At 33.0% G+C, this 26,342-nt stretch carries 16 protein-coding genes; 13 read left to right on the top strand and 3 right to left on the bottom strand.

Annotated features, from left to right (window positions below):
- Positions 1–107 precede the first annotated feature (107 nt).
- A complete protein-coding gene (locus G8C41_RS05665; RefSeq protein ID WP_166006619.1) occupies positions 108–743 on the bottom strand; it encodes a DUF6348 family protein in 636 nt (211 codons plus the stop codon).
- Between the two features lie 309 nt (positions 744–1,052).
- On the opposite strand from G8C41_RS05665, the gene G8C41_RS05660 reads away from it, so the two are divergent.
- The 13 genes from G8C41_RS05660 to G8C41_RS05605 all read left to right on the top strand — a co-directional run bounded on the left by G8C41_RS05660 (position 1,053) and on the right by G8C41_RS05605 (position 23,430).
- Positions 1,053–4,130, top strand: coding sequence for a T9SS type A sorting domain-containing protein (locus tag G8C41_RS05660; protein WP_166006617.1), 3,078 nt, complete (start codon positions 1,053–1,055; stop codon positions 4,128–4,130).
- A gap of 24 nt (positions 4,131–4,154) precedes the next feature.
- Complete coding sequence (locus G8C41_RS05655) at positions 4,155–14,045, top strand: toxin TcdB middle/N-terminal domain-containing protein (RefSeq protein WP_166006615.1); 9,891 nt, start codon at positions 4,155–4,157, stop codon at positions 14,043–14,045.
- Positions 14,046–14,643: 598 nt separating this feature from the next.
- Positions 14,644–15,351, top strand: a complete 708-nt coding sequence (locus G8C41_RS05650) for a hypothetical protein (protein ID WP_166006613.1) — start codon at positions 14,644–14,646, stop codon at positions 15,349–15,351.
- A gap of 125 nt (positions 15,352–15,476) precedes the next feature.
- On the top strand, positions 15,477–16,103 hold the full coding sequence (locus G8C41_RS05645; RefSeq protein ID WP_166006611.1) for a hypothetical protein: 627 nt from the start codon (positions 15,477–15,479) through the stop codon (positions 16,101–16,103).
- A 311-nt stretch (positions 16,104–16,414) separates the two neighbouring features.
- On the top strand, positions 16,415–17,179 hold the full coding sequence (locus G8C41_RS05640) for a hypothetical protein (RefSeq protein WP_166006609.1): 765 nt from the start codon (positions 16,415–16,417) through the stop codon (positions 17,177–17,179).
- Positions 17,180–17,184: 5 nt separating this feature from the next.
- Positions 17,185–17,412, top strand: a complete 228-nt coding sequence (locus tag G8C41_RS05635) for a hypothetical protein (RefSeq protein WP_166006607.1) — start codon at positions 17,185–17,187, stop codon at positions 17,410–17,412.
- A gap of 471 nt (positions 17,413–17,883) precedes the next feature.
- Positions 17,884–18,090 (top strand): hypothetical protein, encoded by a 207-nt coding sequence (locus tag G8C41_RS10110; RefSeq protein ID WP_221411717.1) that lies wholly within the window; start codon positions 17,884–17,886, stop codon positions 18,088–18,090.
- A gap of 14 nt (positions 18,091–18,104) precedes the next feature.
- A complete protein-coding gene (locus G8C41_RS10160) occupies positions 18,105–19,856 on the top strand; it encodes an RHS repeat-associated core domain-containing protein (protein WP_255466914.1) in 1,752 nt (583 codons plus the stop codon).
- 2 nt (positions 19,857–19,858) lie between these two features.
- Entirely contained in the window at positions 19,859–20,281 is a 423-nt protein-coding gene (locus G8C41_RS05625) for a hypothetical protein (protein WP_166006605.1), read from the top strand.
- 161 nt (positions 20,282–20,442) lie between these two features.
- Positions 20,443–21,399 carry an RHS repeat-associated core domain-containing protein gene (locus G8C41_RS05620; RefSeq protein ID WP_166006603.1) on the top strand — a complete coding sequence of 319 codons (957 nt, stop codon included), beginning with the start codon at positions 20,443–20,445 and terminating at the stop codon, positions 21,397–21,399.
- 12 nt (positions 21,400–21,411) lie between these two features.
- Positions 21,412–21,822, top strand: a complete 411-nt coding sequence (locus G8C41_RS05615; RefSeq protein WP_166006601.1) for a hypothetical protein — start codon at positions 21,412–21,414, stop codon at positions 21,820–21,822.
- A 200-nt stretch (positions 21,823–22,022) separates the two neighbouring features.
- A complete protein-coding gene (locus G8C41_RS05610; protein ID WP_166006599.1) occupies positions 22,023–22,808 on the top strand; it encodes a hypothetical protein in 786 nt (261 codons plus the stop codon).
- A complete protein-coding gene (locus G8C41_RS05605) occupies positions 22,780–23,430 on the top strand; it encodes a hypothetical protein (RefSeq protein ID WP_166006597.1) in 651 nt (216 codons plus the stop codon). Before G8C41_RS05610 ends, G8C41_RS05605 begins: the two co-directional genes overlap by 29 nt.
- Here G8C41_RS05605 and uvrB read toward each other — a convergent pair.
- A complete protein-coding gene (uvrB, locus tag G8C41_RS05600) occupies positions 23,427–25,433 on the bottom strand; it encodes an excinuclease ABC subunit UvrB (RefSeq protein ID WP_166006595.1) in 2,007 nt (668 codons plus the stop codon). The two genes, G8C41_RS05605 and uvrB, sit on opposite strands and share 4 nt — an antisense overlap.
- A gap of 276 nt (positions 25,434–25,709) precedes the next feature.
- Positions 25,710–26,330, bottom strand: coding sequence for a bifunctional nuclease family protein (locus G8C41_RS05595; protein WP_160567498.1), 621 nt, complete (start codon positions 26,328–26,330; stop codon positions 25,710–25,712).
- Positions 26,331–26,342: the final 12 nt, after the last annotated feature.

Genomic DNA, 26,342 nt, shown 5'->3' with positions numbered 1-26,342 from the left:
TGATTTATTCAATTTTTAAAATTGTATTTCAGCTCAAAGCATACGTATTAATTTCAATAGTGAAAGAGGATATATGATATGAAATATATATAATAATTCTTACAAACTTACTTACGCTTCAATATTATAAAATTTCTTAGACTGTAAAATTTATCGGAACTGTCCCATGCAACTGTTTTTAATTTATTTTCCATTTCCGGCCATACTTCATTATTTTTTAAAGTTTCAATCATAATCTCTCGGCTGTTTACATTAGCATAATAGATGCGAAGCCAATATAAATCTTCCTCTAGATTTTCCTCTTGAATTTGTTCCTCTATGATTTTAAATAAATTCTCGGGAATATTGAAATCGCCTTTGCACCCAAAATTACCGATATATACCTTCCATTTTTTGCCTTTGATTTCCCATTCTTCAATTCCAATTTGATCATCATTTGTAATCTGCCAAAAAGCAGATAATAACACATGAAATGAATTAGTTACAAAATTTTGAAAAGCATTTTGTATGGCACTAATTTTATTTTTACCAATACCTAAGTAGCTTTCCGAGATAGTTTTTTTACTGGCTAAAAGTAAGGTTATATCTAAACGTATACCGGCTCCATTTTCATATTCTTTAAAATCAAATGTTTCAGCACGCATGGCAGGAAGTTGTTCATCAACCAAAAGCCAGTCTTTATATTCAATGCTGGGTAGGTCATGAGCAAGAAGCATATTAGCGAGAATTTCTTGAGGTGACATAGATTATTTTTTTCAAAATTACATAATATCTTTTTTTTATACTACAACTAGTGCAAGTACGAAACTTACGAATACCGCTTCATATATTTTATCATAAAAAAAGTTGGTTCTATAAAAATATTTTGATACAAAATTTTAATAGACAATAATTTATATTATGTCTATTATGTCTATTAAATTTAAAATTATCAATTCTACAATATAATTAATTAAAAATATTGATTTTTTTAATTGTAAAACGATTATGTATATATTTAATAAAAATAAAATAATATATTTGTCGCTTTAAATAAAAATAATCATACTACTATGAGAAAATTATACTTGATAATGCTTATAGGGATAAATTCTATATTTATCACAGCACAAAAAAGTAGAATTGTCGGGCCTGGTGGAGTACCGGGCGCTGTCTTATGGATGAAAACAGTCCCTGAAACAAAGAATCTAAATGGTAGATATCTTTGGAAAGATTTTTCAGGAGACTCTTTAAGTCTTAATTACTATGATAGCGGTGGAGAGTATATTGTTGAATGGAATCCATTCGGGAGATCCATTAATTTTAATCCATCGATACTCTTAACTAATCCAAGCTCCAGTAAAGAAATTCAAATTAAAAGTGGAAATTTATCCACTGCCACTATTCTAGGTACTTATGCTGAAGCTAGTATACTTGGAAGTAAATTTGAATATCCGGATTATATTTTTACACTTAACGGAGTTGAAGGAAAAGGATTTGTCTTAAATAAAGATAAAATTATACACAGTAATGAAAGCAACAAAGGAATTTTAGACTATGGTTCCGACGAAGGCTATGATTTAATGTATCACCCAAACGGAAATTCAAATTCAGATTTAACGGCTTATCAAGAAAAGACCATGCGTTTGTTCACCTATTTTCGTGCAAATAAACGTGCAACTAACGTATGGGGTGAAAGAATGAGTTCTACCTTATCCATCGGTGAGAAATTTTATTCATTCAATAAATATAATAATTCGACTTATAATACAGATCTTTTTGATCCTAACACAATATATAGAGCGTACATGCCGGAATTAATCATGTACGATCGTATATTAAATCCGCTTGAAAAAATTAAAGTAGAATCGTATTTAGCCTTAAAATACGGTTTTATGTTAGAAAATTCCTTAATAGATAGTTATAATCGATTACTTTGGGACAAAGATGAGAATGCAATGTATAATCATCGAGTAACAGGTATTTACAGAGATGATATAAGTGGATTATATCAACGCAGAAGTACCACATCCTATGAAGAAAGCCCTTATTTCACCTATTCAGCAGAAGGAGATTCATATGATGAAGCTAATAATTATAATTTACCAAATAGAAATAAATTATTGGTTATTGAAAACTTCCCGGCTAATTCCTTGTTTGATACCGAATATTTAATTTGGGGAGATAATAACAAAGATATTAAAACATCTCAGATAGAAAGCATAGCCGGAATGAATATTATGAATCGGCGTTGGTTAATAAATTTCAAAAGTTATGTAATTAAGGATAATATAAAAGATGTATCCTGGAATGTGCCGGATAATTTCGAGGCAGTAAAAGAAAAATTCAAATTTTCCCAAGTGAAAATGGTTAATGATCGAAGCAAAGATTCCGAGACAGCGATCATGTATACTCAAAAACCCTTAAAAGGATATGATGGTCATGCCTCTTTAACCTTAGGCAATCCTTATGGAGGAGTTATGTTAAAGTTCGGGACAAAAGAGGTTACAAATCAGCAAAAACCAAGTGCTGATTATGGAGTATTTATAGACCATCAAGGAAAAGTATTTACCGTTATTAGAGGTATAGTAACACACTATATCAACCACAAAGTAAATGTAGGAGATCGGGTACAAATCGATAAAACTAAAGATGATTTTATCATACGATTTAACGGATATGCCCCCCCTATTCCCGGGTTAGATTCTCCAAATATACCTTTGGATAAAGAAGATATAGATAAACAATTCCATGTCAGTCTGGTCATGTACAAGTGGAATTTAGAATCGATTGTCAAAGATGTGAGGACTGGAGGATTTGTTTATAGCGGTAACAAAGTTGAATTAGGATATACTCAACATCGGGCGGAAGAATTCTCGGAATATAAAGACGGAAAAACGTATCTCTTAATTGACCGATCCGGAATAGGAGATTTTAAATTAGAAAATACCGATTTTTATTTGTCGGATGAATACGATCCATACAGACAAAAAATAATTTTTAATAATGTATTTTTTGAAACGAATCGCAACGGAAAAATTGTGTTTACTTTCGGATACCGACCAACCAATATAATTGCTAAAATAAATAAAAGCAATCCAACCTGTGATGCTTCTTCTCATAGTAATAATGACGGATCCGTACAAGTGAAAATTCTTAGAGGAGATGAAGGATTTGAATATGAACTAATCGATAAAAATGATAAGGAAGTAAAAAAATCCGGGGTATTTTATGGTAAAGATTTAAATTTAAGCGGACTTTCAACCGGTGAATACACATTAAGATTAAAAGAATTGGGCGGTTTCAATATTCTATCCGATTCTACCGGTGTAGAAGCAAAAGCACATAGTGTACAAAGTATCGATTGGGATAGAGGAGGATTTTTTGAAACAACTATTAAAGGTACCAATCAAAATTTCCAGATGGGATTAACTCTTAATCCGAGATCGAATTCAGTAGCCGACATTACAATCCATGCAGGATTTGAAATCAATCAAGGACGCATATATATAATAAAAGACTATGTAAAAAGTAACACTCCTTTAGCAGATGTTGTAGTTAAGGAGGGAGATCGTATTCAAATATATAAAGACTTTAATGAAAAACAATCGCCGTATAAAGTATACTATAAAATAAACGGTGAAACTTTTTATACGGAATATATTACCCTTTATCATTTTTTTGCAATAAAATTAAACAATAATGTGGGAGGTGTTTATAATATAAGAAACACGGACGGATTTAATGAATCTCAACCCAATTATTGGAAGTATCAAGGGGCTCATTCTTATCCAAAATCCGAAAATCTATCTAAAAGTATTTTGGAACAAACAATTATTTTGAAAGATGATTGTACAAAAGAGGAAGAAACAGATAATCAAGACATACCGGTTAAAACCAATAAAAATGTTCAATTTTATTATAAAGATTTTAAAAACAAATCAGAAATAACCGGAACTATTAAATTAAAACAACCATCCGGAATTATGATTACAGTATTCGATTTTTCAGGAAATATGGTTTTTAATAAACATATGAACAAAATTGATACTGAACATACCTTCGATCTTACCGGACTTTCCAAAGGGGTATATATAGTAAAAATATTTTCCGAGGAAGGTGAATTTACTAAAAAGATTTCAATAAACTAAATTACTATAAATAAGTACATTATTATGAAATTAAATTCAAAGCAAGCCCGTTTTGTATCACTCGTGTTACTATCCACGATGGCATTACAGAGCTTTTCTCCATATATTCCTTTAATTGAACATAGGAAATATAAAATAAGGGAGAAACGTTTAACCCATACTAAGCATTCGGAAACTGTTGATGCGAATTCTGAATTAGGTCACCCTCAAAAATCGGTGATGAGTAAAGGTGAGGAAACCCAAAAAAATAGTAAATCAGAAAAATTAATCACTTCAAAGTCTATCCTTTACAGCTCCAATATTACAGAAGGAGTAATCGGTACTTTAGAGAATAAAATTTTTGATAATCCTGAAGATAATATTTTCACGATAAATCTGGATCAAAAACCGCAGCAAGATCAAAAAGTATATTTGACTTATGAATTGTATGGAGTTTCCGATAAAAACGGTATTTCCAAAAGTATCAACGACCGAATGAGCAGGGGAGGATATTTAGTGAAAAAATATTCCGGATGGACTCATCAAAAAGAAGAAATAAATTCAGATTGGCTGAAAACCGGTGATAACACGATTCAATTTGCTATTCCGCAGGATGCCGGATACGGATATAAAATAAAGAACTTAAAAATTGAAGTAGAAAAGCAAGAATCTCCGTCAGGTACTATTACCTGGGAAGCACTTGCTTTTGAAGGAGGAGATACCTATGTAAAAGGATATTTTGCAGACGGAAAAGATCGCAAATTAGTAATTAACAATACAGAAATTTCTACCTGTCAAGGTGAATTTGAAGCTGTACTTTCCGGTAAAGTTTCCACTGTAGAATTGGTTACCGAAGGAATTAAAAATGTAAGAGAATCCAAAATTGTATCCGGAAAACAAGATTACTCGTATACCTTGCAATCATTTACAGCACAAGAACAAATTTGGTTTAAAAAAGATAAGACAAATAATAAAATACATCTTTTAGGAGCTGAATTGAGTGTAAATGGTAAGAATCTGTTAAGTGACAAGCAAATATTGATTCGAGGATTAAGAAGTATTGACATTCCTGCATTGGAGATGGGTATGAAAAATGTAACGGGAAAAGCAGACGGGTATAAATTCTTACCTCATGGAGAGCATTTCAATGAAGGAGCAATACTCAAGTTGGCTTACGACCGCACCAAAATTCCGAACGGCTATACTGAAAAAGACATCCGTACCTTCTATTTTGATTTGGAAAGTCATCATTGGGTTGCTTTGGAACGAGACAGTATAGATACCAAAAATCAAGTAATCATATCCCGAACTACTCATTTCACCGATATGATTAACGGGGTGATACAAGTACCGGAATCACCGGAAACTAATGGTTTTACTCCCACAACCATGAGCGATATCCAGGTTGCCGATCCTTTGTCAAAGGTGAATATAATTAGCGCACCGACTGCCAATAATCGTGGATCCGCAGCATTAAGTTATACTTTTGAAATGCCTCCCGCTCGTAATGGAATGAGTCCATCTCTAGGTATTCAGTATAACAGTGATGGGGGAAGCGGATGGTTAGGCGAAGGTTGGGATATGAATATACCAAGTATAACGGTAGATACCCGTTGGGGTGTACCGAGATATGATACCTCAAAAGAAACCGAAACCTATATGATGGATGGGATCCAGTTGGTAACCCTGGGAGCTGATGGAAATACGTCCATAGCCCACAGAGGAGAAAAAATAGCCCGAAAATCAGACCGCTTATTTTATTCCAGAAAAGAAGGGAGCTTTGCTACCATTCAAAGGAAAGGATCTAATCCGGGAAATTATACTTGGGAAGTTACCAATAGAAAAGGGGTTAAATATACTTACGGTGGAAATGGGGGAGTTCTTAAAGGAACTTTTACCGATATATCAGGAAAAAGTCGTGAAGTAATTTCAGAATGGAAATTATCCAGAGTAGAAGAGCTGCATGGAGATTGGATCGAATATTTTTATGAAGAATCCAAAGAGTATTCATATGATGATGTTTATTCCAAAGCTTTGTATCTTAAAGAGGTACATGCAGGAAATAAAGGAAAAAAAGCTCATACAATAGTAAAATTTTATTCAGATAGAGTATTTGATGAAATAGAAAAAATCACAGCACGATATGGTTTTTTAACCTCTCATGATGAATTACTAAAAAATGTTGAAGTTATCTTTGAAGGAAAAAAACTTAGAGAATATGAATTACAATATAAATTAGGCGCATTTAATTCAAAACTCTTAGATAAAATAATTCATAAAGATGATCAAGGAATTGAATTTACTTCAAATCGTTTTGAATATTATAACAATGTTAAAACAGAAGGAGAAGATGATTTTATTGAAAAATATTTTCCTTTTAGCGACCAAGAAGAGATTTGGGCAACAAAAGGTGAAAAGTTGAACCTGAGTAATACTAACTCATATGGAGGATCTATTTATACGGGAATAGGTATTTATAATGGAGATATAATTTTCAACAGTGGAACCATAGGAGCGAATTACAGTTATTCCACCAGTGTAACAGAAGGCAGATCGACGTTTATAGATATTAATGGTGACGGTCTTGCAGACAAAGTATATCAAAAAAATGGAACACTATACTACGAGCCTCAATTGTCAACACCTTTAAAGGGTGAAAAATTTGGTAAACCTATAGCCATAAAAGGAATAAATAAATTTTCTAAAACCAAATCAACCAGTTCTAATGGAGGTGGCTCTGCCCGAGCAGGAATTTCATTGGGAACTGCAACTGTTGGAGTCAGCGGGGGGACTACTAATACTACTACAACCGTCTATTTTGCAGACGTAAACAGTGATGGGTTAATTGATCTCGTATCCAACGGTAAAGTATATTTTAATCATATTACCCGAGATAGTGATGGAAATTTGATTCCTACTTTCTCATTAGAAAGTTCATTGACTCCAAGCCCGATTATGGGAGGAGGAACTATTGATAGTTCCGACACTGCAGTAGATCCACAGGAACAAAAAGACCTTATTTATAATTCTCCACTTTATGATGTTGTAAAAGTATGGGAAGCTCCTTTTGACGGGAAAATAAGAATAGAAGGAAATGTACAGTTGCAAGCACCTACGGGGGATTACGATACTGAAGAATATGAAAAAGCCGATGGGATAAGGGTAGCCATCCAGTATAAAGGAAAAGAAAAATGGAATAAGAGTATAAACAAAGGTGATTTTACTAATTATCCAGCCAATATAAAATTATCCGAGACTATAAAAAAAGGAGATAAAATTTATTTCCGGGTACAATCCGGAAACCGGGAAATGTCTAATGGAAGCTTTGATCAAGTACAATGGAATCCTATTATAACCTACGAACAAACTACCCTTGTTGATGCAGACTTAAACAGTATAAATCCAGACGGGCAAAAAATGTATCGTTTTCCATCCTCAGATTCCCATATAGCTTCACAGGATGTAGCTACCAGTGTCGGTGATTTTAAAAAAGCCGTAATATTAGGAACTTTTGAAAAACCGATCACATCTGATAATGTTACGCTAAAAGTAATTCAAACCAATGACAGTCGTTCCGAAGAAGTTATAGTTTATGAAAAAACGTTTAATTGGAACGAAACTCATCAAGGAAATTTAGAAATACCTGTATCCGAAGGCAAAAATTGGACAAACTTTTATTTTACTTTGAGTTCACCCAGTCAAGTGAATTGGAAAAAGATTAGTTGGAAACCGCAGATAAAATTAGATAATGATCAAGAGACAGTACAGGGAAGTGTTAACTACAGCATTTACCATCAAAAATGGGAAGGAAATTATTATCCATTAACTTTTGAAAATGCCGGCCAAACTAAAAAAATTTCGCTTACATTTCAAGCGTTGGCTAATGATCCAATGAATTCTTCTCTTTTGAATGGAGACCTTGCGATTACCATTAAGAAAAAAACAGGTTTATTGGGAAGATATAAAATCAAAGTTGAAAATGGAATTGTTGTTACTCCCCCTCTAACAGATTTGAAAGTTGAGGCAAATGGGGCTTTAACTGAAAATATTTGGGTGGAAGCTTTTACCAAGGATGCAACGATCATCAAAAATTTGAAGGCTTTATCTTTTACTTTGCAAGCCGAAAACGGATTGCCTACTACTGGATATGCAAATGTCTTTATAAAAGATTCAGACAAAGGTTTTGGACCTATGTATCGCGGATGGGGACAATTTATCTATAATGCCAATTCCGGACGTTATGCACGTCCTATAGATGAAAAGGAATTACAATTGCCACAGGATGAAAAAGCTGATATGGATCCTCGTACCATGATCTTCATTCCGATGGGATTAGATAATGAAACCAAGAGTTATTGGACGGGAGCAGACCGCTATGTATATACTAAAGATTCAAGCATGAGTGCATCCCGACTAGGTGAAAAAGAAGTTAAATTAACCAATCCATTGGAAGGACTAAGCAGTAAATCTTCATCTACAGGAAGTTGTATTCAAGGGTCTTCAGCGGTGGGAGTCAAGTTGATGAGTAAATCTAAAAACACAACTAAACAAGCAGGAGCCTCATTTGGTGTTGGAGTAAATTATAACGATTCCGAAGGCAGCGACGAAACCACTTTATCTTTTTCTGATATGAATGGAGATGGTTATCCGGATATCATTACCAAAAATAAAATTCAATTTACTAATTCCCGAGGAGGGTTTGACGGGGAAGTTATTGATTCTCGCAATGGTTTTACTGGAAATCATCGAAGTACCAGTACCAGTCAGGCCTATGGTTTAGGAGCTAATCCAATAACAGCTGTATCAATCTACAACAAATTAACGGGAGGAGAAAAGCAAAATTCACGTGACTCTAAAGCATCTCAAGTCGGTATAAGCGCTGTAAACCTTTCATTCAGTGCTCCAAAAATGCATGAAAAGGTAGAGCACACATTGTTAGACATCAATGGAGATGGATTGCCTGATAAGCTTTATAAGAATGGTACAGTACGATTGAACTTAGGATATAGTTTTACTCCGGAATTGGTTTGGGATATATTTGATATTCAAAGAGCAAGTTCGAAAACTATTTCGGGAGGAGCAGATCTGGGGATTGATATAATACCCAAGTCAGATGATAAAGCTTCATCCAGTTTTGCCGGAGGTGTTAATGTAACCTCTGTTACCAATAAACCTACATTTAAGTTTATAGATCTGAATAATGACGGTTTATTAGATAAGGTGTATATTGAAGAAGGAAAAGTAAGGGTTTCTCAAAATTTAGGGCTAAATTTTGATGCGGAAAGAGAATGGCCGCAATTAACTCAAATTGCTAAATCAACTTCAGTCAGTGTTTCCACTAATGTAGCCTATACGTTAAATATTGTGATTCCATTACTTATAGCACCAACTCTTAAAATTTCTTTAAATCCGGGATTAAATGCGTCTAATTCAACCGGACAAACATTATTTGAAATTAAAGATGTCGATGGGGATGGATATCCGGATATGGTATGGACAGATAAATCCGGAAATATAAAAGTAAAAAGGTCTCTCATAGGAAAGGTAAATAAGTTAAGCAAGGTTTATAATTCTATAGGAGGAAAATACATGCTTGATTACAGTCGATCTGAAGCTACTTATGAACATCCGGGAGGAAAATGGGTATTATCATCTGTAGAAATTAACGACGGTATCCATGATGATGGAGCTAATAATCGTATGGAATATCGTTATCTGGAAGGAAAACAAGACAGGCATGAGAGAGAATTTTTAGGCTTTGGAAAAGTTGAGAAAATAAGTGTAGACACTGAAAACGACAATCAAATATATCGTAAGACAATAGATGAATACGATGTATCGAATTATTACAATTCAGGTAATTTATTAAAAACAACTATTACCGATGCTCAAGGTAAAAAATATGCTCAAACAGAGAATACCTATTATCAATATTCTGTAAAACAGAACGGTAAAAATGACTATTCATTTATTAGTAAAAATTTATGTTCTGATAATGAAGCATCCTTTACTCCTTTAAAATATACTCGTAATCTGATATTTGAAGGAAAAAATCAAGGAATTGAAACAAATGAATCAGCGTATATTTATGATCTTTCGAAAAATTATGGTGAAATAAGTCAATTTACTTACAGTGATAAAGGTAATTTAGGAGAAGATGCTAAATCAACTAATTTTAATTATGTTACCAAAATACAATATGCTTCTAATCCGGATAAAAATGTGTTTGGATTGCCTTCCATGGTGTCGGTTCAAGATAATCGAAATAGATACCTAAGAAAAATTGAAGCACAATATGATTTGAATTTTGCCAATCATCTTACTCAAGTGTATCAACAATTAGATAGTAAAGACAGATGGAGACTTGGTGCTGAAACAGATATTGAATACGACAAATACGGTAATATTATTAAGAAAACATTACCTGCCAATCACAAAGGAGAAAGAATGTGGTATAAATACCGATACGACAGAGAATATCACATGTATGTAGAACGTATTGATGATGCATTCGGTTATACCAGTTTATTGGAAAATTACGATTATCGCTATGGAATACCATTAACCAGCAAAGATATCAACGGATATTTTACAGAAACCACAATAGATAATCTGGGAAGAATTGAAACCATCACCGGACCAAATGAATTGGAATTGGATTTACCTTATACCATAAAATATAAGTATAACCCTTCAGTAGTTTTAAATTCAGATGGAGACATTGAAAATCCTGCTTATGCAATAACCTATCATTATAATCCGCAACACCCTACTGATGACATAAAAACGATAAGTTTTGTTGATGGGGTAGGAAGAACCTTGCAAGTAAAAAAAGACGCAGTGATAACACATACCGATGCAAACGGAAGTAATCCTCAGGACGAAAAGGTACTTATTGTAAGCGGAAGAACTATGCTGGATCCATTCGGACGAGTAGTAAAAACCTATTATCCGATAACCGAAGATTCTACTCAAGCTAGAATATTTAATCGTGAATTTGATAAAGTTTCCCCTACAATCAGCAAATACGACATCATGGATCGTACCGTAGTTACCATACTACCCGATTCCGCTACCAATACAACCGAATATACGATTAATCCGACTGAGAGACAACAAGTAACTATCGTTACGGATGCTATGGGAGGAAAACAGAAAACCTATGTCAACGGTTCGGGGCTTACCGTTAAGACCGAACAATTATCCGGTCCTTCAGGAGTGATTACTACCCTTTATAAATATGATGGGATTAATCAATTATATGAGGTAAAAGATACAGAAGGCCAAATAACTTTTTCAGATTACGATATGGCAGGTAGAAGAAGAATATTAAGGCACCCAAGTATCGGAGAAATTCTATTGAAATATGATCCTTCAGGAAACCTTATAGTTCATCAAAAAATGGATGAAGGAGAAAAACGTACCACCTATGAGTATGAATATAATCGATTAAAAAGCATTAGTTATTTTTCAGATTATGATTTTATTCCTAATCCTCAAAACAATGTTACCTATCATTATGGAAATAAAAACGCCAAATACAATCGAGTAGGAAGAGTATCTTTGGTTGAAGATGCTACCGGTGCTCAAGAGTATAAATATGGTACGCTGGGAGAAATCACCGAAGTGCGCCGTACGGTTATAATTCCTAATCAAGCAATCGCTACCTATGTAACCCAAACCAAGTATGATACATGGAATAAACTAGAGCAGATTATTTATCCGGATCAAGAAAAAGTAGATTATATTTATAATACGGCAGGTCTGTTAACCGGAATCAGGGGAAGCAAGGCCTATAGCTATGACTATGTAAATAAAATAGGCTATGATAAATTCGAACAAAGAAATTATCTCAAATATTGTAACGGCTCAGAAACCACTTATACGTATGATCCTGAAAGAAGAAGACTTAGTGATTTACAAGTTTGGGTATCACCGAAAACACAAGGAGGAGTAGTAAGAAATCAGATCATCAATAACAAATATACGTATGACGCAGTTAGTAATATATTGAGTGTATTTAATGGCTCTCCGCTACCGGAAAATAACAAAAATAATCCGGGCGGACAAATGAAACATGACTATGCCTACGATGGACTTTATCGTTTGATTCAGGCTAACGGAACGTACACCGGAGCCGATGCTAAAACGGCAAGCTATACGCTTGAAATGTCATACGATAACCTTCATAACATAATAACTAAAAAACAACATCTGTCGCAAAATGATATTATGTTCCAAGGCGGATTGAAAGCAGGATATGAATTAGAATATACCTATAATGGTTATTATAAGAATCAAATTCAAAGCATCTTAGAAGAAAATTATCGCCGGGAAGAAGGTCAACCGGAAGAAAAACGTATTGAAGAAAAGAATTACGAATATGAATTTACCGGAAACCTTATCTATGTAAGTACAGATTTAGAGAAGAAAGATTTAAATAGTTCATCAAAGACCCATGAAAGAAAACTACTATGGGATGAAGAAAACCGATTATTAGCCTTATATGACAACGGTTTTGTGAGTAACTATATTTACGATGCTTCCGGAGAACGAGTAATCAAAATAAGTGGAGAGAGCGAACAAGTCTACATCAATTCCTTATTCTCAGGAGGAAGAACCGAAACAACAGATTTCACCGCTTATATTAATCCTTACTTTGTGGTAAGTCCAAATGGAAAATACACCAAACATTATTACATAGGATCTCAAAGGATAGTAAGTAAGTTGGGAGATATAGAAAGCTTTGGCGCAGATCCTAGAAGAATAGAATATGCCGGAGCATCCCTGCCACGAGTAACCATTAATTGGAAAGAAAAGTACAAAACAAGTTTAGAAACAATAAAACGTAATTATGCTCATTTTGAAGTACCGTATAACGGGAAAGACAACGATGATTACGTAAACGGGGAAGGCTTCTGTTGTTCTCAGAATACAGCCTTAAGAGCAGGTATAGGAATCGGCAATGTGAACTATGAGAAAATGCAGTATTATTATCACCCGGATCATTTGGGCAGCTCAAGTTATATTACTAACTTAGACGGCGAAATAGTACAGCATGTAGAATATGTACCGTTTGGAGAAGTGTTTATAGAGGAGAGAAACAACAGTTGGAATAGTCCTTATTTATTTAATGGAAAAGAGTTGGATGAGGAAACAGGACTGTATTATTACGGAGCGAGATACTATAATCCAAGAGAAAGTGTATGGTTAAGTGCAGATCCATTAAGTGGATATAACCCGAATAATGAAACCGAGCATTATATAGATGGTCAACATAATGGAGGAGTTTATAATTCATTTAACCTAAATACCAATATTTATTGTTATCATAATCCGGTTAAGTTAGTAGATCCCAACGGAAAACAAGCAATAGCAGGAGCACTAATAGGAGCAATGGTAGATTATGGAGTTCAAGTAGGGGTAAATTATATAGAAGGAAAAAGAGGAATAGAAGCATGGACCGATATAGATTATAAATCCATAGCAGTATCCGCTGGAGCGGGGGCCTTAAGTGCAGGAATAGCTATAGCAGCAAAAGCCAAAAATGTAGGAAAAGTTGGAACAGCCATTATAGAATTAGCTACAGATACAGGAATAAGTGTTGCTAGTCAGGCTATTAATGAAGGTGAAGTTAGTGCTGGAGAAACAGTTGTAGATGTTGCAATCGGACAAATAGCAGGGCAAGTAGCAGGAAAATTATTAAAGAATACAAAAACAGCTAAATCTTTACAAATTGAAGTAAATACTCAAAAGAATATTGCCAGAGGAAAATCTAATACAGTACCAAAATCTAAAGCAGATGTTAAAGGCGCACAGAAAAAGTTAGATGTCTATGGAGCTAAAAGAACAACCTCAGCTTCAACAATAGCATCTGGAGTAGGTACTGAGACAATAAAACAAATGGAGAATAATAATGAGCATAAAAAAGAATAATTTTCGAAAAAAATTTGTAAAACTAGTGAAAAATAATCCTAGTACATTTATAACTATTATATTGTGGATAATTATAAGTATAAAATATATTTATGAGAACAAGTGGGAAATTCCAATTATATTATTTTTAGTAGGAATTATGTTAGGATGTGTTTATGGAGGATTATTTCGAATTTTATATTTTTTTAAAAATAAAAAATAGTTTTTATTAAAAAATAATTAAATAAAAAGAGGGGTATTTACTCCTCTTTTTTACTGAAGTTTACTTATTTCTCATATCCTACAATTCCAGTTCATCGTGGGGATAAGAGTTAGGTGATTGTAAAAGCATAGAAACGTGTTTCAAAATTTGTTTTTCGGAACTATGGGGAAGATTCATAGCCAAGATAAAAAAGAATTAGCAACATAAAAGAGGTAGTTTAGAGAAATGATAATTGTAAGTGATAAGAAAGATAAATAAATTTTAAAATTAAGTATTAAAAAGCTAATTTAGCTAACTGAGCAATTTGAAGAAAGAAAGTAATTTAATGAAACAAGATACTATAATCCGAGAGAAAGTGTATGGTTTACTGATCCATTAAGCGGTTACAATCCGATTATGGAAGTTGAACATTTTATTGATGGTCAGCATAACGGAGGAGTGTATAACTCGTTTAACCTAAATACCAATATTTATAGTTATCATAATCCGGTTAAGTTAGTAGATCCCAACGGAAAACAAGCATATTTCCAAGGAATGTTTAATCAATCGGATATGAATGCATTATCAGCGCAATCTCAGTATCAGCAATCACAGGGTAATAATATTTCAACTGCAAAAGAAACATCTTCTTTGAGTTCTTCAATTCGTAATACAATTTTCACGAATACATCAAGTATTTCATATGAAAAAAGTCTTTTTTATGAAAATATTTTAATGTCAGCAACGATGAATACAACGACAACAAAAGGAAGTCCAGGAATTTTTAATTCAGATGTTAAAGTTACAAGTGGAAAATCAACGTCATATGAAAACCAGGCAGATTTAGGAATATTTAAAAGTAATGTAGGATTTAGCAAAAGTGATATTTCTGCAAGTGTTGGTGTGTCATTGTTAGGAGTTTATGATGTTTCTGTTGGGATGAAATTAACACCAGATATATTAAATTCTGAAATTAATATTGGGATTTCAGAAAATATAAATAGAGATAATACCAGTACAGGATTAAATATAGGTATAAAACCTGCAGGAGCTCTCATATTAATAGGTACAGCCAGAAGTGGAAATTTAACTCCACCTCCAATTTTGCAACCAGCAGTAAATTAATTTAGGAGATTGTGAAAAATATAAATTTATTTAGAAAGGTTTTAAGAGGATTTATCTTATTGGGTTTAATTTATATTGTCTATAGTTTTATATATTATTTTTGGTCTGCCAGCAAATTAGTTGATATGCACGATATAAAAATATACAAAATAGGTAAAATATTAAATATAACGGAAGATAGGATAAAGTACTTCGGTGAATATAATTTCAAGGATAAATTTTTTTCATCAGAAGGTATGGTAGATGATAAATATTATTTTATAGTAATTAGGATAGGAAATTTAAAAGATAAATACAGGCCTATTTCTGATGTTATCAGTATTTCATCTAAGCCTTTTTCAGTAAGTAATCGAGAGAATTACTTTACAAGAAATAGTTTTATTATTAAATATTCAAAAAGTATTTATAATCCATATTTTATAGATTTTAATACTCATACATTTCCAGTAGAGTTAGGTACTATATCGGTTTATACTAAACAGAATATGAAAGTATATAATAGTATAAATAATGATAATTTATTAGAATTAAATACTGATTCAAATGAAATTTCATTTAGTTTTAATAATACATTAGAGGAAGATATGACATTTAAGTCCTATAGAAATCAGAATGTCAATATATTGATATATAAGGATAATAATGATGTATATCTAATGATTTTATCTTCAAGAATTGATGTTATAGATGGAGAAATATTTCCAACATCACCTACTTTATCAACTATTTCGGAATTAAAAAGTAAAAATTAGATTTAATTTTATTTTGGATAATAAAAAAGAGGAGCATTTACTCCTCTTTTTTATTGAAGTTTACTTATTTCTCATATTTCACAATTCCAGTTCATCGTGGGGATAAAAGCCAGCTTATTTGTAAAAGCATATAAAATAATCAAGAAGCTGTATTCCGAGAGCTCTGGATGATTCACAGTCTAGATAAAAAAGAATTAGCAACATTAAAGAGGTATTTTATAGAAATGAGAATTTTGTATGATTCAAAAGATAAATTGATTTCAGAAATAATGATAAAAAAGCTAATTTAGCTAACTGATTTATTTGAAAAAATGTATTATTACGGAGCAAGATACTATAATCCAAGAGAGAGTGTATGGTTAAGTGCGGACCCATTAAGCGGATATAATCCGAATAATGAAACCGAGCATTATATAGATGGTCAACATAATGGAGGAGTTTATAATTCATTTAACCTAAATACCAATATTTATTGTTATCATAATCCGGTTAAGTTAGTAGATCCCAACGGAAAACAAGCATATTTCCAAGGAATGTTTAATCAATCGGCGATGCAGGCAGCGGCTATGAATCAACAATACCCCCAAAAACCAATGACATCAGACGTTATCAAAGATGTCCTGTCAGGAGTTAAAAAAGATTTATCTAATCTTACGGAAAATGCAGTTTCAAAATCACTTCGTTTTACAGGTAAAGTAGCTCAAGACATAGGAGATGGAATGTCATTTTCAGATTATTTTTTAACATTAACTGGAGTAGGATCAGAATTGGGAATTCCTCTTTCTGGAGCAGGAAATGCTGTATCTACTGTTGGGGGATATATTGAAATGTCGTCAGATTTGTTGGAAGGAAAAATAGATCAATCAATAAAAAATATTGCAAAAACAATAGTAGTTGAAACAATTCAAAATCAGATAAATAAGAAATTAGATAAAATCCCTGGAGCAAATAAACTGACTAAAGAAATATTAAAGCAAAATGTAAATGTAAAAATAAAAGGTACAGAACGTTTATATAATTATGTACAAGATCAAAAATCAAATATAAAGACTGAAGAAAAATCAAAAGACCAATAAAATAAATGGAAAATATAATAGCAAAATATGAAAATTTATTATGGGGCATATTTTCTATAGTTATAGGAATTGGATGTTTGGCTTATATGAAATATGATAAAAAGACAAGAACAAAAGAAAGTGAAGATAATAAATATTCAATAGACAAATCTGTTCGATTAAATTTATATATAGGTGGATATTTTGCTGTAATAGTCGGAATATTTATAATATTAAATGAACTATTCATTTAACCACATAAATGTAAACAAAAGTCCAAACCCCGCTATTAGCGGGGTTTATCTTTTAAGATTTTTTATACATTAAATCCAAGAGTTCAAACTCATCTATAGAGTTAAGTGAGCGAATAAAGGATAGAATATTGTAAATATTCCATTGAATATGTTCGGTGTAGTTGGGGAAAGAGATTTCCGTTAATAAAGCGCTTTGGATAATTTTACAGAGGGATTTGAGGGTAAAGCCTAAGTTTTGTATTCAGGAATAGATTTAAGGTTTTCTAAAGTAACTAAGAAATCCTTAGGGTTAAAGACTTTTTTGGGATGTCATGGTGAAAAAGGGTTAATTTAACAAAAAAATCAGTTCGATGACATGGAATTCTACTAGGTGTAAAATTACAAGTTTGGGTATCACCGAAAACACAAGGAGGAGGAGTAAGAAATCAGATCATTAATAACAAATATGCGTATGACGCAGTTAGTAATGTATTGAGTGTATTTAATGGCTCTCCACTACCGGAAAATAACAAAAATAATCCGGGCGGACAAATGAAACATGAATATGCCTACGACGGACTTTATCGTTTGATTCAGGCTAATGGAACGTACACCGGAGCCGATGCTAAAACGGCAAGCTATACGCTTGAAATGTCATACGATAACCTTCATAACATAATAACTAAAAACAACATCTGACGCAAAATGATATTATGTTCCAAGGCGGATTGAAAGCAGGATATGAATTAGAATATACCTACAATGGTTATAATAAGAATCAAATTCAAAGTATCTTAGAAGAAAATTATCGCCGGGAAGAAGGTCAACCGGAAGTAAAAAGTATTGAAGAAAAGAATTACGAATACGAATTTACCGGAAACCTTATCTATGTAAGTACAGATTTAGAGAAGAAAGATTTAAATAGTTCATCAAAGACCCATGAAAGAAAACTACTATGGGATGAAGAAAACCGATTAATGTCCATAGATGATAATGGGTATGTAAGTAACTATGTATACGATGCCACAGGAGAACGGGTAATCAAAACAAGCGGCGAGAGCGAACAAGTGTATATTAATTCCTTATTCTCAGGCGGCAATACCGAAACACAAGGATTCACAGCCTATATCAACCCTTACTTAGTAGTAAGTCCTAATGGAAAATATACCAAACATTACTACGCAGGAAACCAACGAATAGTAAGTAAGCTGGGAGATATAGAAAGCTTTGGCGCAGATCCTAGAAGAATAGAATATGCAGGATCAACCGTACCCGGAGTAACGATCAACTGGAAAGCGAAATACCAAAGAAGCATTGAAGACTTAAAAGGGAACTATGCGTACTTTGAAGTACCGTATAACGGAAAGGACAATGATGATTACATTAACGGGGAAGGCTTCTGTTGTTCTCAGAATACAGCGTTAAGAGCAGGGATAGGAATCGGCAATGTGAACTATGAGAAAATGCAGTATTATTATCACCCGGATCATTTGGGCAGCTCAAGTTATATCACTAACTTAGACGGTGAAATAGTACAGCATGTAGAATATGTACCGTTTGGAGAAGTATTTATAGAGGAGAGAAACAACAGTTGGAATACCCCTTACTTGTTTAATGGAAAAGAGTTAGATGAAGAAACAGGACTGTATTATTATGGAGCAAGATACTATAATCCAAGGGAAAGTGTATGGTTAAGTGCAGATCCGTTAAGTGGATATAACCCGAATAATGAAACCGAGCATTATATAGATGGTCAACATAATGGAGGAATTTATAATTCATTTAACCTAAATACGTATGGGTATTGTTATCAAAATCCTGTTCTATTAGTAGATCCCAACGGAAAGCAGACGGAATTTCATGATGCATATTTAAGTCCAGCTGAATTAACAGGAGCTGCTATTAATGAGGTTAGATCAGCAGTTTCTAACATAGCAAGTAGAGTTATTAATCTTTTTACTGAGAAAGAAACAGTTACTCCTAGATATATAGTATCAGGAAGTGGTAGACTTACTTTAGTCACGGATATGCCTGCTGAAAGTTTTGGTGAACAGATTGTAAACTCGATAGGCGATGTTGCCACTATAGGCTTAGCTTTAATAGGAGGACCTGAAGGAGTTCTTTTTGGGAAGGCTGGTAAATCTAGTTCTATACTTCTTTTAGAAGAGGGTAAAAGTGCTTTAAAGGGAGCATCAAAAGGATCTTTGAGTGGAACAAAAAAAGCTTTAGAAAAAGCTAAACAAGAAATTGGTTTAAAATCAGGAGAAAGTTTACCAAAAGGGAAAGAAGGAAAATTTGGAAGTCCTCAGAGAGGAGATGGTAAAAAAGGATATCGTTTAGATCCATCTCATCCAAATGCTAAACCTGGTTCAGGTGAAGAATATCCGCATATAAATTTTTGGGATTATACTAATGGTAAGAGAGGAACTGGTGGAAAATCTGGTGCTGTACCAATAAAAGAATAGTTATGCAAGATTTTAAAATAGAATTATTTGAGAAAGAATATAAAATTAATTTTCCGTCATATTTGCATTTGTCTGAACAAGATAGTTTTAGTATACGTTCTAAGATATCTGGGAAGTATAATTTATCTATCCATTCATTAAATAAAGAATTAAGTTCTATAGAATTACCGTTGGAAGATATTAATGTTGAAGAAAATTTTGATATTAGTAGAATTTTTGAAATAATAGAGTTATCTCCTTTATCAAAAATATATATTAATTGGTATAAATTTGATGATATAGATTTATTTAATTTAGTTGATTTTAATAAATACTTTTATGATATTTGGTTTCCAAGTTCAGATGATATAGATATATTTGATGAAAGTTTAAATTGGATTATTTCAATAAGACATGATGGATTTGTTAGTTATATAAAGATATAATAAAATATATCATAATTAAATCCTTTTTCGTTAACGAGAAAAATAAACCCTAAACCCCGCCTTTAGCGGGGTTTTTACTAGTAATTAAAATAAAAAAAAGAAAAACTTTTAACAAAAAGATAAAAAAATATTTTATATCAAAAAAAAGTATTTTTATCATTATGATGATCATTAGAAAGAATCCCTATTATTCACTATTTCTGAGGAAGAATCACACGGCTTTAGACGAAGGAAACGCACGCAGAACTGAGTTGGATGAGTATTATTATGGAGCAAGATACTATAATCCGCGAGAAAGTATCTTTTTAAGTGTAGATTCCTTATATGATAAAACAATGTTAATATATCAGTATACCTATCAGAACCCAATAAAGTATACAGATCCAACAGGAATGAAAACAGAAGGCGTAGATCCAGAGAATGAGACAGTATTACCAGAAATAGAAGTAATAGGAAAAAGAAGACCGTCCAACGATGAAGTAACCAAGCAACAGCAGGAAAAAGAAAGACGCTCAAGAGAAGCCTATCAACGATATTTGGATGCCTATGGCGGAAAACCCTTAATGCATACAGATGATGTAAAGAACTGGACGTTAGGAGCATTAGGCGTGATTTTCGGACCGTTTGCGGCTTATGAAGGCATAGCAGCAGGATTCTTTAGTTTATCCGGAGGAGCAACAACTACAGCCGTTTTAGGTAGAGTAGGCACAGATGCAGCTGTACAAACGGCGGCAAACATGACTACAAACGGCGGAGATTTGACCAAAGCTATAGGAGACGTCAACCTTACCCAGAGCGGATTAGCGGGTCTAGGAATGAATTATGTAGGTAATGCCTTGCTTTCTTCATCAACTCCAATAACAATGAATGAAAAAATGAAATCCATATTTAATGGAACACTTAAAGGAGATAAGTTTTTAAGCCAGGCAGCCTTAGGAATGATAGGAGGAGCTGCAGCTACAGGAATCAGTGGTTCACAATTATTTAAAGGAACCGTAATCGGGACATATATGCAAACCAGCGTACGCTTTGGTCAAACAGCAGGAAGCAAAGCCGCAACTGTATTTATGAATGCACCGGATTATGGAGTCAATGTGATTCAAAATAAATTGGATTAGAAAATAACCCTAATGAATAAGTTTATAGAAACTTTACGCTATTATTTAGTTGAAAAGGAATCAAAATGGAATTATTTATTTATTATAATACCTTTTATTTTGCTGTATATGTATATAAGTTACAAACATAATCCTGTAGATTATGGCAATTACACGATAGGGTATATAGATCGGATCTATTGGCCTATAATATCTTATAAAAAAGTAAGTTATGAATATACCGTAAATGGTAAAAAATATTCAAATAGTAATATACATGATGAAGATGCAAATCCTAAAAAAGGGAGGTATTATTTGGTCCAATTTTCATTGGAGGATAATAGTTATTCAAAAATATACCAGGATATTCCAGTACCGGATAGCATAAAGCAAGCTCCGCCGGGAGGCTGGAAAGAACGTCCCGAATGGGCAAAAGGTAAATAGAAATCAAAAACCTCGCATAATGCGAGGTTTTTTGATTATATTATTAATTTTTCAAATTAACAAATGGATATACCGGTTTATTAGAAAATTATGATTATCGTTATGGAATACCGTTAACCAGCAAAGATATCAACGGATATTTCACAGAAACCACAATAGATAATCTGGGAAGAATTGAGACCATTACCGGACCAAATGAATTGGAATTGGATTTACCTTATACCATAAAATATAAGTATAATCCGTCAGTAGTTTTAAATTCAGATGGAGACATTGAAAATCCTGCTTATGCAATAACCTATCATTACAATCCGCAACACCCAACAGAGGATATAAAAACGTTTAGTTTTGTTGACGGAGTAGGAAGAACCTTGCAGGTAAAAAAAGACGGAGTGATAACACATGCCGATGCAAACAGAAGTAATCCTCAGGACGAAAAGGTACTTATTGTAAGCGGAAGAACTATGCTGGATCCATTCGGACGAGTAGTAAAAACCTATTATCCGATAACCGAAGATTCTACTCAAGCTAGAATATTTAATCGTGAATTTGATAAAGTTTCCCCTACAATCAGCAAATACGACATCATGGATCGTACCGTAGCTACCATACTACCCGATTCAGCTACCAATACAACCGAATATACGATTAATCCGACTGAGAGACAACAAGTAACTATCGTTACGGATGCTATGGGAGGAAAACAGAAAACCTACGCCAACGGTTCGGGGCTTACCGTTAAGACCGAACAATTATCCGGTCCTTCAGGAGTGATTACTACCCTTTATAAATATGATGGGATTAATCAATTATATGAGGTAAAAGATACAGAAGGCCAAATAACTTTTTCAGATTACGATATGGCAGGTAGAAGAAGAATATTAAGGCACCCAAGTATCGGAGAAATTCTATTGAAGTATGATCCTTCAGGAAACCTTATAGTTCATCAAAAAATGGATGAAGGAGAAAAAACGTACCACCTATGAGTATGAATATAATCGATTAAAAAGCATTAGTTATTTTTCAGATTATGATTTTATTCCTAATCCTCAAAACAATGTTACCTACCATTACGGAAATAAAAACGCCAAATACAATCGAGTAGGAAGAGTATCTTTGGTTGAAGATGCTACCGGTGCTCAAGAGTATAAATACGGTACGCTAGGAGAAATCACCGAAGTGCGCCGTACGGTTATAATTCCTAATCAAGCAATCGCTATCTATGTAACCCAAACCAAGTACGATACATGGAATAAACTAGAGCAGATTATTTATCCGGATCAAGAAAAAGTAGATTATATTTATAATACGGCAGGTCTGTTAACCGGAATCAGGGGAAGCAAGGCCTATAGCTATGACTATGTAAATAAAATAGGCTATGATAAATTCGAACAAAGAAATTATCTAAAATATTGCAACGGCTCGGAAACCACTTATACATATGATCCTGAAAGAAGAAGACTTAGTGATCTACAAGTTTGGGTATCACCAAAAACGCAAGGAACAGGAGTAAGAACTCAGATCATTAGTAACAAATATACCTATGACGCTGTTAGCAATGTATTGAGCGTATTGAACCAGATGTACGTGCTAAAAAATACTATTTAATTAGATAAATTCATTTTATCCTTTAAAGCCTGTATTTCGTCTCTATATTGAGCAGCCGTTAAGAAATCTAAATTTTTAGCCGCTTTTTCCATTTCTTTTTGTTTTTTAGAAATAATTTTTTCTAAATCTTCTGATTTATATTGAGGTTCATCCTCTGCCACTTTTTTAATTTCATGTCTTGGAGCATACGATTTCACTTCATTATCCAAGTTATTAATGGAAATATTGGTTATTTTTTTATTTAATGGTTGAGGAGTAATATGATGTTCTAAATTATATTGATTTTGAATTTCTCTTCTTCTGGCAGTTTCATCGATCGTTTTTTTCATACTATCCGTCATTTTATCCGCATACATAATAACCTTACCGTGAATATTACGAGCGGCTCTACCCGCAGTTTGCGTTAGAGAACGATGCGAACGTAAAAAACCTTCTTTATCGGCGTCAAGTACAGCAACTAAAGAAACTTCGGGAAGATCTAATCCTTCACGTAATAAATTAACACCAACTAAAACATCGAATTTACCAATACGTAAATCCTGCATAATTTCAACACGTTCCAACGTATCAATATCTGAATGAATAAATCGAGTTCTAATCCCAAATTTCGTAAGATATTTAGTTAATTCCTCCGCCATACGTTTAGTTAGCGTAGTAACTAATACCCTTTCATCCTCTTCAATTCTTTTTTGAATTTCAGCCATCAAATCATCAATTTGATTTAAAGAAGGTCTCACTTCAATTACAGGATCCAGTAATCCGGTCGGACGAATAATTTGTTCGATGTATATTCCTTCACTTTTCTGCAATTCATAATCAGCTGGAGTAGCGCTAACATAAATGACCTGATTCTGCATCATTTCAAATTCCTCAAATTTTAAAGGACGGTTGTCTAGTGCGGCAGGAAGTCTGAAACCATGTTCTACCAACGTTTCTTTTCTGCTTCGGTCTCCTCCGTACATGGCATGAACCTGAGGTAAAGTAACGTGACTTTCATCAATTACCATTAAATAATCTTCAGGAAAATAGTCTAATAAACAGAAAGGCCGGGTTCCGGGTAGACGACCGTCGAGATATCGAGAATAATTTTCAATACCCGAACAATATCCTAACTCTTTAATCATTTCCAGGTCAAATTCAGTTCGTTCTTTTAAGCGGTGAGCTTCCAGATTTTTACCTACTTCATTATAATAGTCGACCTGCTTACCTAAATCAATTTGTATGTTTCGTATAGCATTATTTAATGTTTCCGGAGATGTCACAAATAGGTTAGCCGGATATATATTGATACTTTCAATAGAATCAATTACATTATTAGAAACATAATCAACATTTTCAATACGTTCAATCTCATTTCCGAAAAATTGAATTCGTATTCCTGTATCTGAATAAGCAGGAAAAACATCGATTACATCCCCTTTGACTCTAAAATTTCCTCTTCCAAAATTGATTTCTGAGCGTGAATATAAGGCATTTACTAAAGATTGCAGTAATTTTGTTTTTGAAATAGCCTGACCCACTTTTAATGAAACCATGCTACTTTTAAATTCTACCGGATTTCCAATACCATATAAACAAGAAACAGAAGAAACCACCAATACATCTCGTCTGCCGGAAAGCAGGGCAGAAGTAGCGCTTAAACGTAATTTTTCAAGATTTTCATTAATGGATAAATCTTTCTCTATATACGTATTGGTAGTAGGCATAAATGCTTCAGGCTGATAATAATCGTAATATGAAACAAAATATTCTACTGCATTATTTGGAAAGAATTCTTTAAATTCCATATAAAGTTGGGCTGCCAACGTTTTATTATGCGCCAGGATGATAGTCGGACGTTGAATTTTTTCAACCACATTGGCAATAGTGAAAGTTTTACCCGAACCGGTTACTCCTAATAGAGTTTGATACTTTTCATTTTTTAATATTCCTTTGGAAAGTGATTCAATAGCCTGAGGCTGATCGCCTGTAGGCTTAAATTGAGAAACTACTTGAAATTTCATATATTAAAAATATAAATGTAATAAAATATATATTGATAGTACTCTTTTTACTAAAAAAGGTTTTTTACTGTATAAAAAAACATGTTAAGGCATTAAATATCATTTGAAACCTAGGTTTCAAAAAAAATGTTACATTAAATTAAGTAATGTTTTATTTACTTAAATAAGGAAGATAATAAATTTAAAGTTTGAAACTTAAATTTATAAATAATAATCAATTAAAGGATGTTAAAATATTATAAAATAATGATAAATTTAAACACGTTGCGAGATAGTTTATTTTCGTTTAACGAGTTCATCTCTTAATTTCGCTGCAGTCTCATAATCTTCATTTTCTATAGCTTTAGAAATTAAATCATTAATCTCAAAATCGGTTAAATGGGCAAATGAATCTTCAATATCATTGGTATTTAATTGATTTTCAATGGTATCTAACGCCTTTTCAAAAGTTGATTCATTGGATAATTCTTCTTCATTCATTTCCATATATACCCCTGCTTTTTCCAAAATTTCTTTATTGGCATACACGGGAGCTTCAAAACGCACGGCTAATGCAATGGCATCAGAAGTGCGAGAATCTATTTCAATTTCCTCATCGGTATCTATGTTTTGAAATAAAATATTGGAGTAAAATACTCCGTCTTTCAATTTATATATAAAAACAGCTTTTACAACAAAATGTAAACTTTTTGCAAAGTTAGCAAATAAATCATGAGTAATTGGTCGGGGAGGAGGAAGATCTTTCTGTAATGCTAAAGCAATGGATTGTGCTTCAAAGTTTCCTATAATTACAGGAATTTTCCTTTTACCAAAATCTTCTTCTAAAATAAGAGCATAAGCTCCGGATTGAGTTTGGCTGTATGAAATACCTCTAATATGTAGTCGAATTAAATCCATAAATTATATATT

It is taken from the genome of Apibacter sp. B3706 (genome assembly GCF_011082725.1).
Taxonomy (GTDB): Bacteria; Bacteroidota; Bacteroidia; order Flavobacteriales; family Weeksellaceae; genus Apibacter.
This window is presented reverse-complemented; position numbering and strand designations above follow the sequence as displayed.

Bases quoted from the DNA above. Each gene is read 5' to 3' on its own strand.
- G8C41_RS05605 (WP_166006597.1), top strand. From the start codon at position 22,780: ATGAAGGAGAAAAAACGTACCACCTATGAGTATGAATATAATCGATTA.
- G8C41_RS05650 (WP_166006613.1), top strand. From the start codon at position 14,644: ATGGAAGTTGAACATTTTATTGATGGTCAGCATAACGGAGGAGTGTAT.
- G8C41_RS05640 (WP_166006609.1), top strand. From the start codon at position 16,415: ATGTATTATTACGGAGCAAGATACTATAATCCAAGAGAGAGTGTATGG.
- G8C41_RS05635 (WP_166006607.1), top strand. From the start codon at position 17,185: ATGGAAAATATAATAGCAAAATATGAAAATTTATTATGGGGCATATTT.
- G8C41_RS05655 (WP_166006615.1), top strand. From the start codon at position 4,155: ATGAAATTAAATTCAAAGCAAGCCCGTTTTGTATCACTCGTGTTACTA.
- G8C41_RS05595 (WP_160567498.1), bottom strand. From the start codon at position 26,330: ATGGATTTAATTCGACTACATATTAGAGGTATTTCATACAGCCAAACT.
- G8C41_RS05625 (WP_166006605.1), top strand. From the start codon at position 19,859: ATGCAAGATTTTAAAATAGAATTATTTGAGAAAGAATATAAAATTAAT.
- G8C41_RS05615 (WP_166006601.1), top strand. From the start codon at position 21,412: ATGAATAAGTTTATAGAAACTTTACGCTATTATTTAGTTGAAAAGGAA.
- G8C41_RS05620 (WP_166006603.1), top strand. From the start codon at position 20,443: ATGATGATCATTAGAAAGAATCCCTATTATTCACTATTTCTGAGGAAG.
- G8C41_RS05645 (WP_166006611.1), top strand. From the start codon at position 15,477: ATGCACGATATAAAAATATACAAAATAGGTAAAATATTAAATATAACG.
- G8C41_RS10160 (WP_255466914.1), top strand. From the start codon at position 18,105: ATGTTCCAAGGCGGATTGAAAGCAGGATATGAATTAGAATATACCTAC.
- uvrB (WP_166006595.1), bottom strand. From the start codon at position 25,433: ATGAAATTTCAAGTAGTTTCTCAATTTAAGCCTACAGGCGATCAGCCT.
- G8C41_RS05660 (WP_166006617.1), top strand. From the start codon at position 1,053: ATGAGAAAATTATACTTGATAATGCTTATAGGGATAAATTCTATATTT.
- G8C41_RS05665 (WP_166006619.1), bottom strand. From the start codon at position 743: ATGTCACCTCAAGAAATTCTCGCTAATATGCTTCTTGCTCATGACCTA.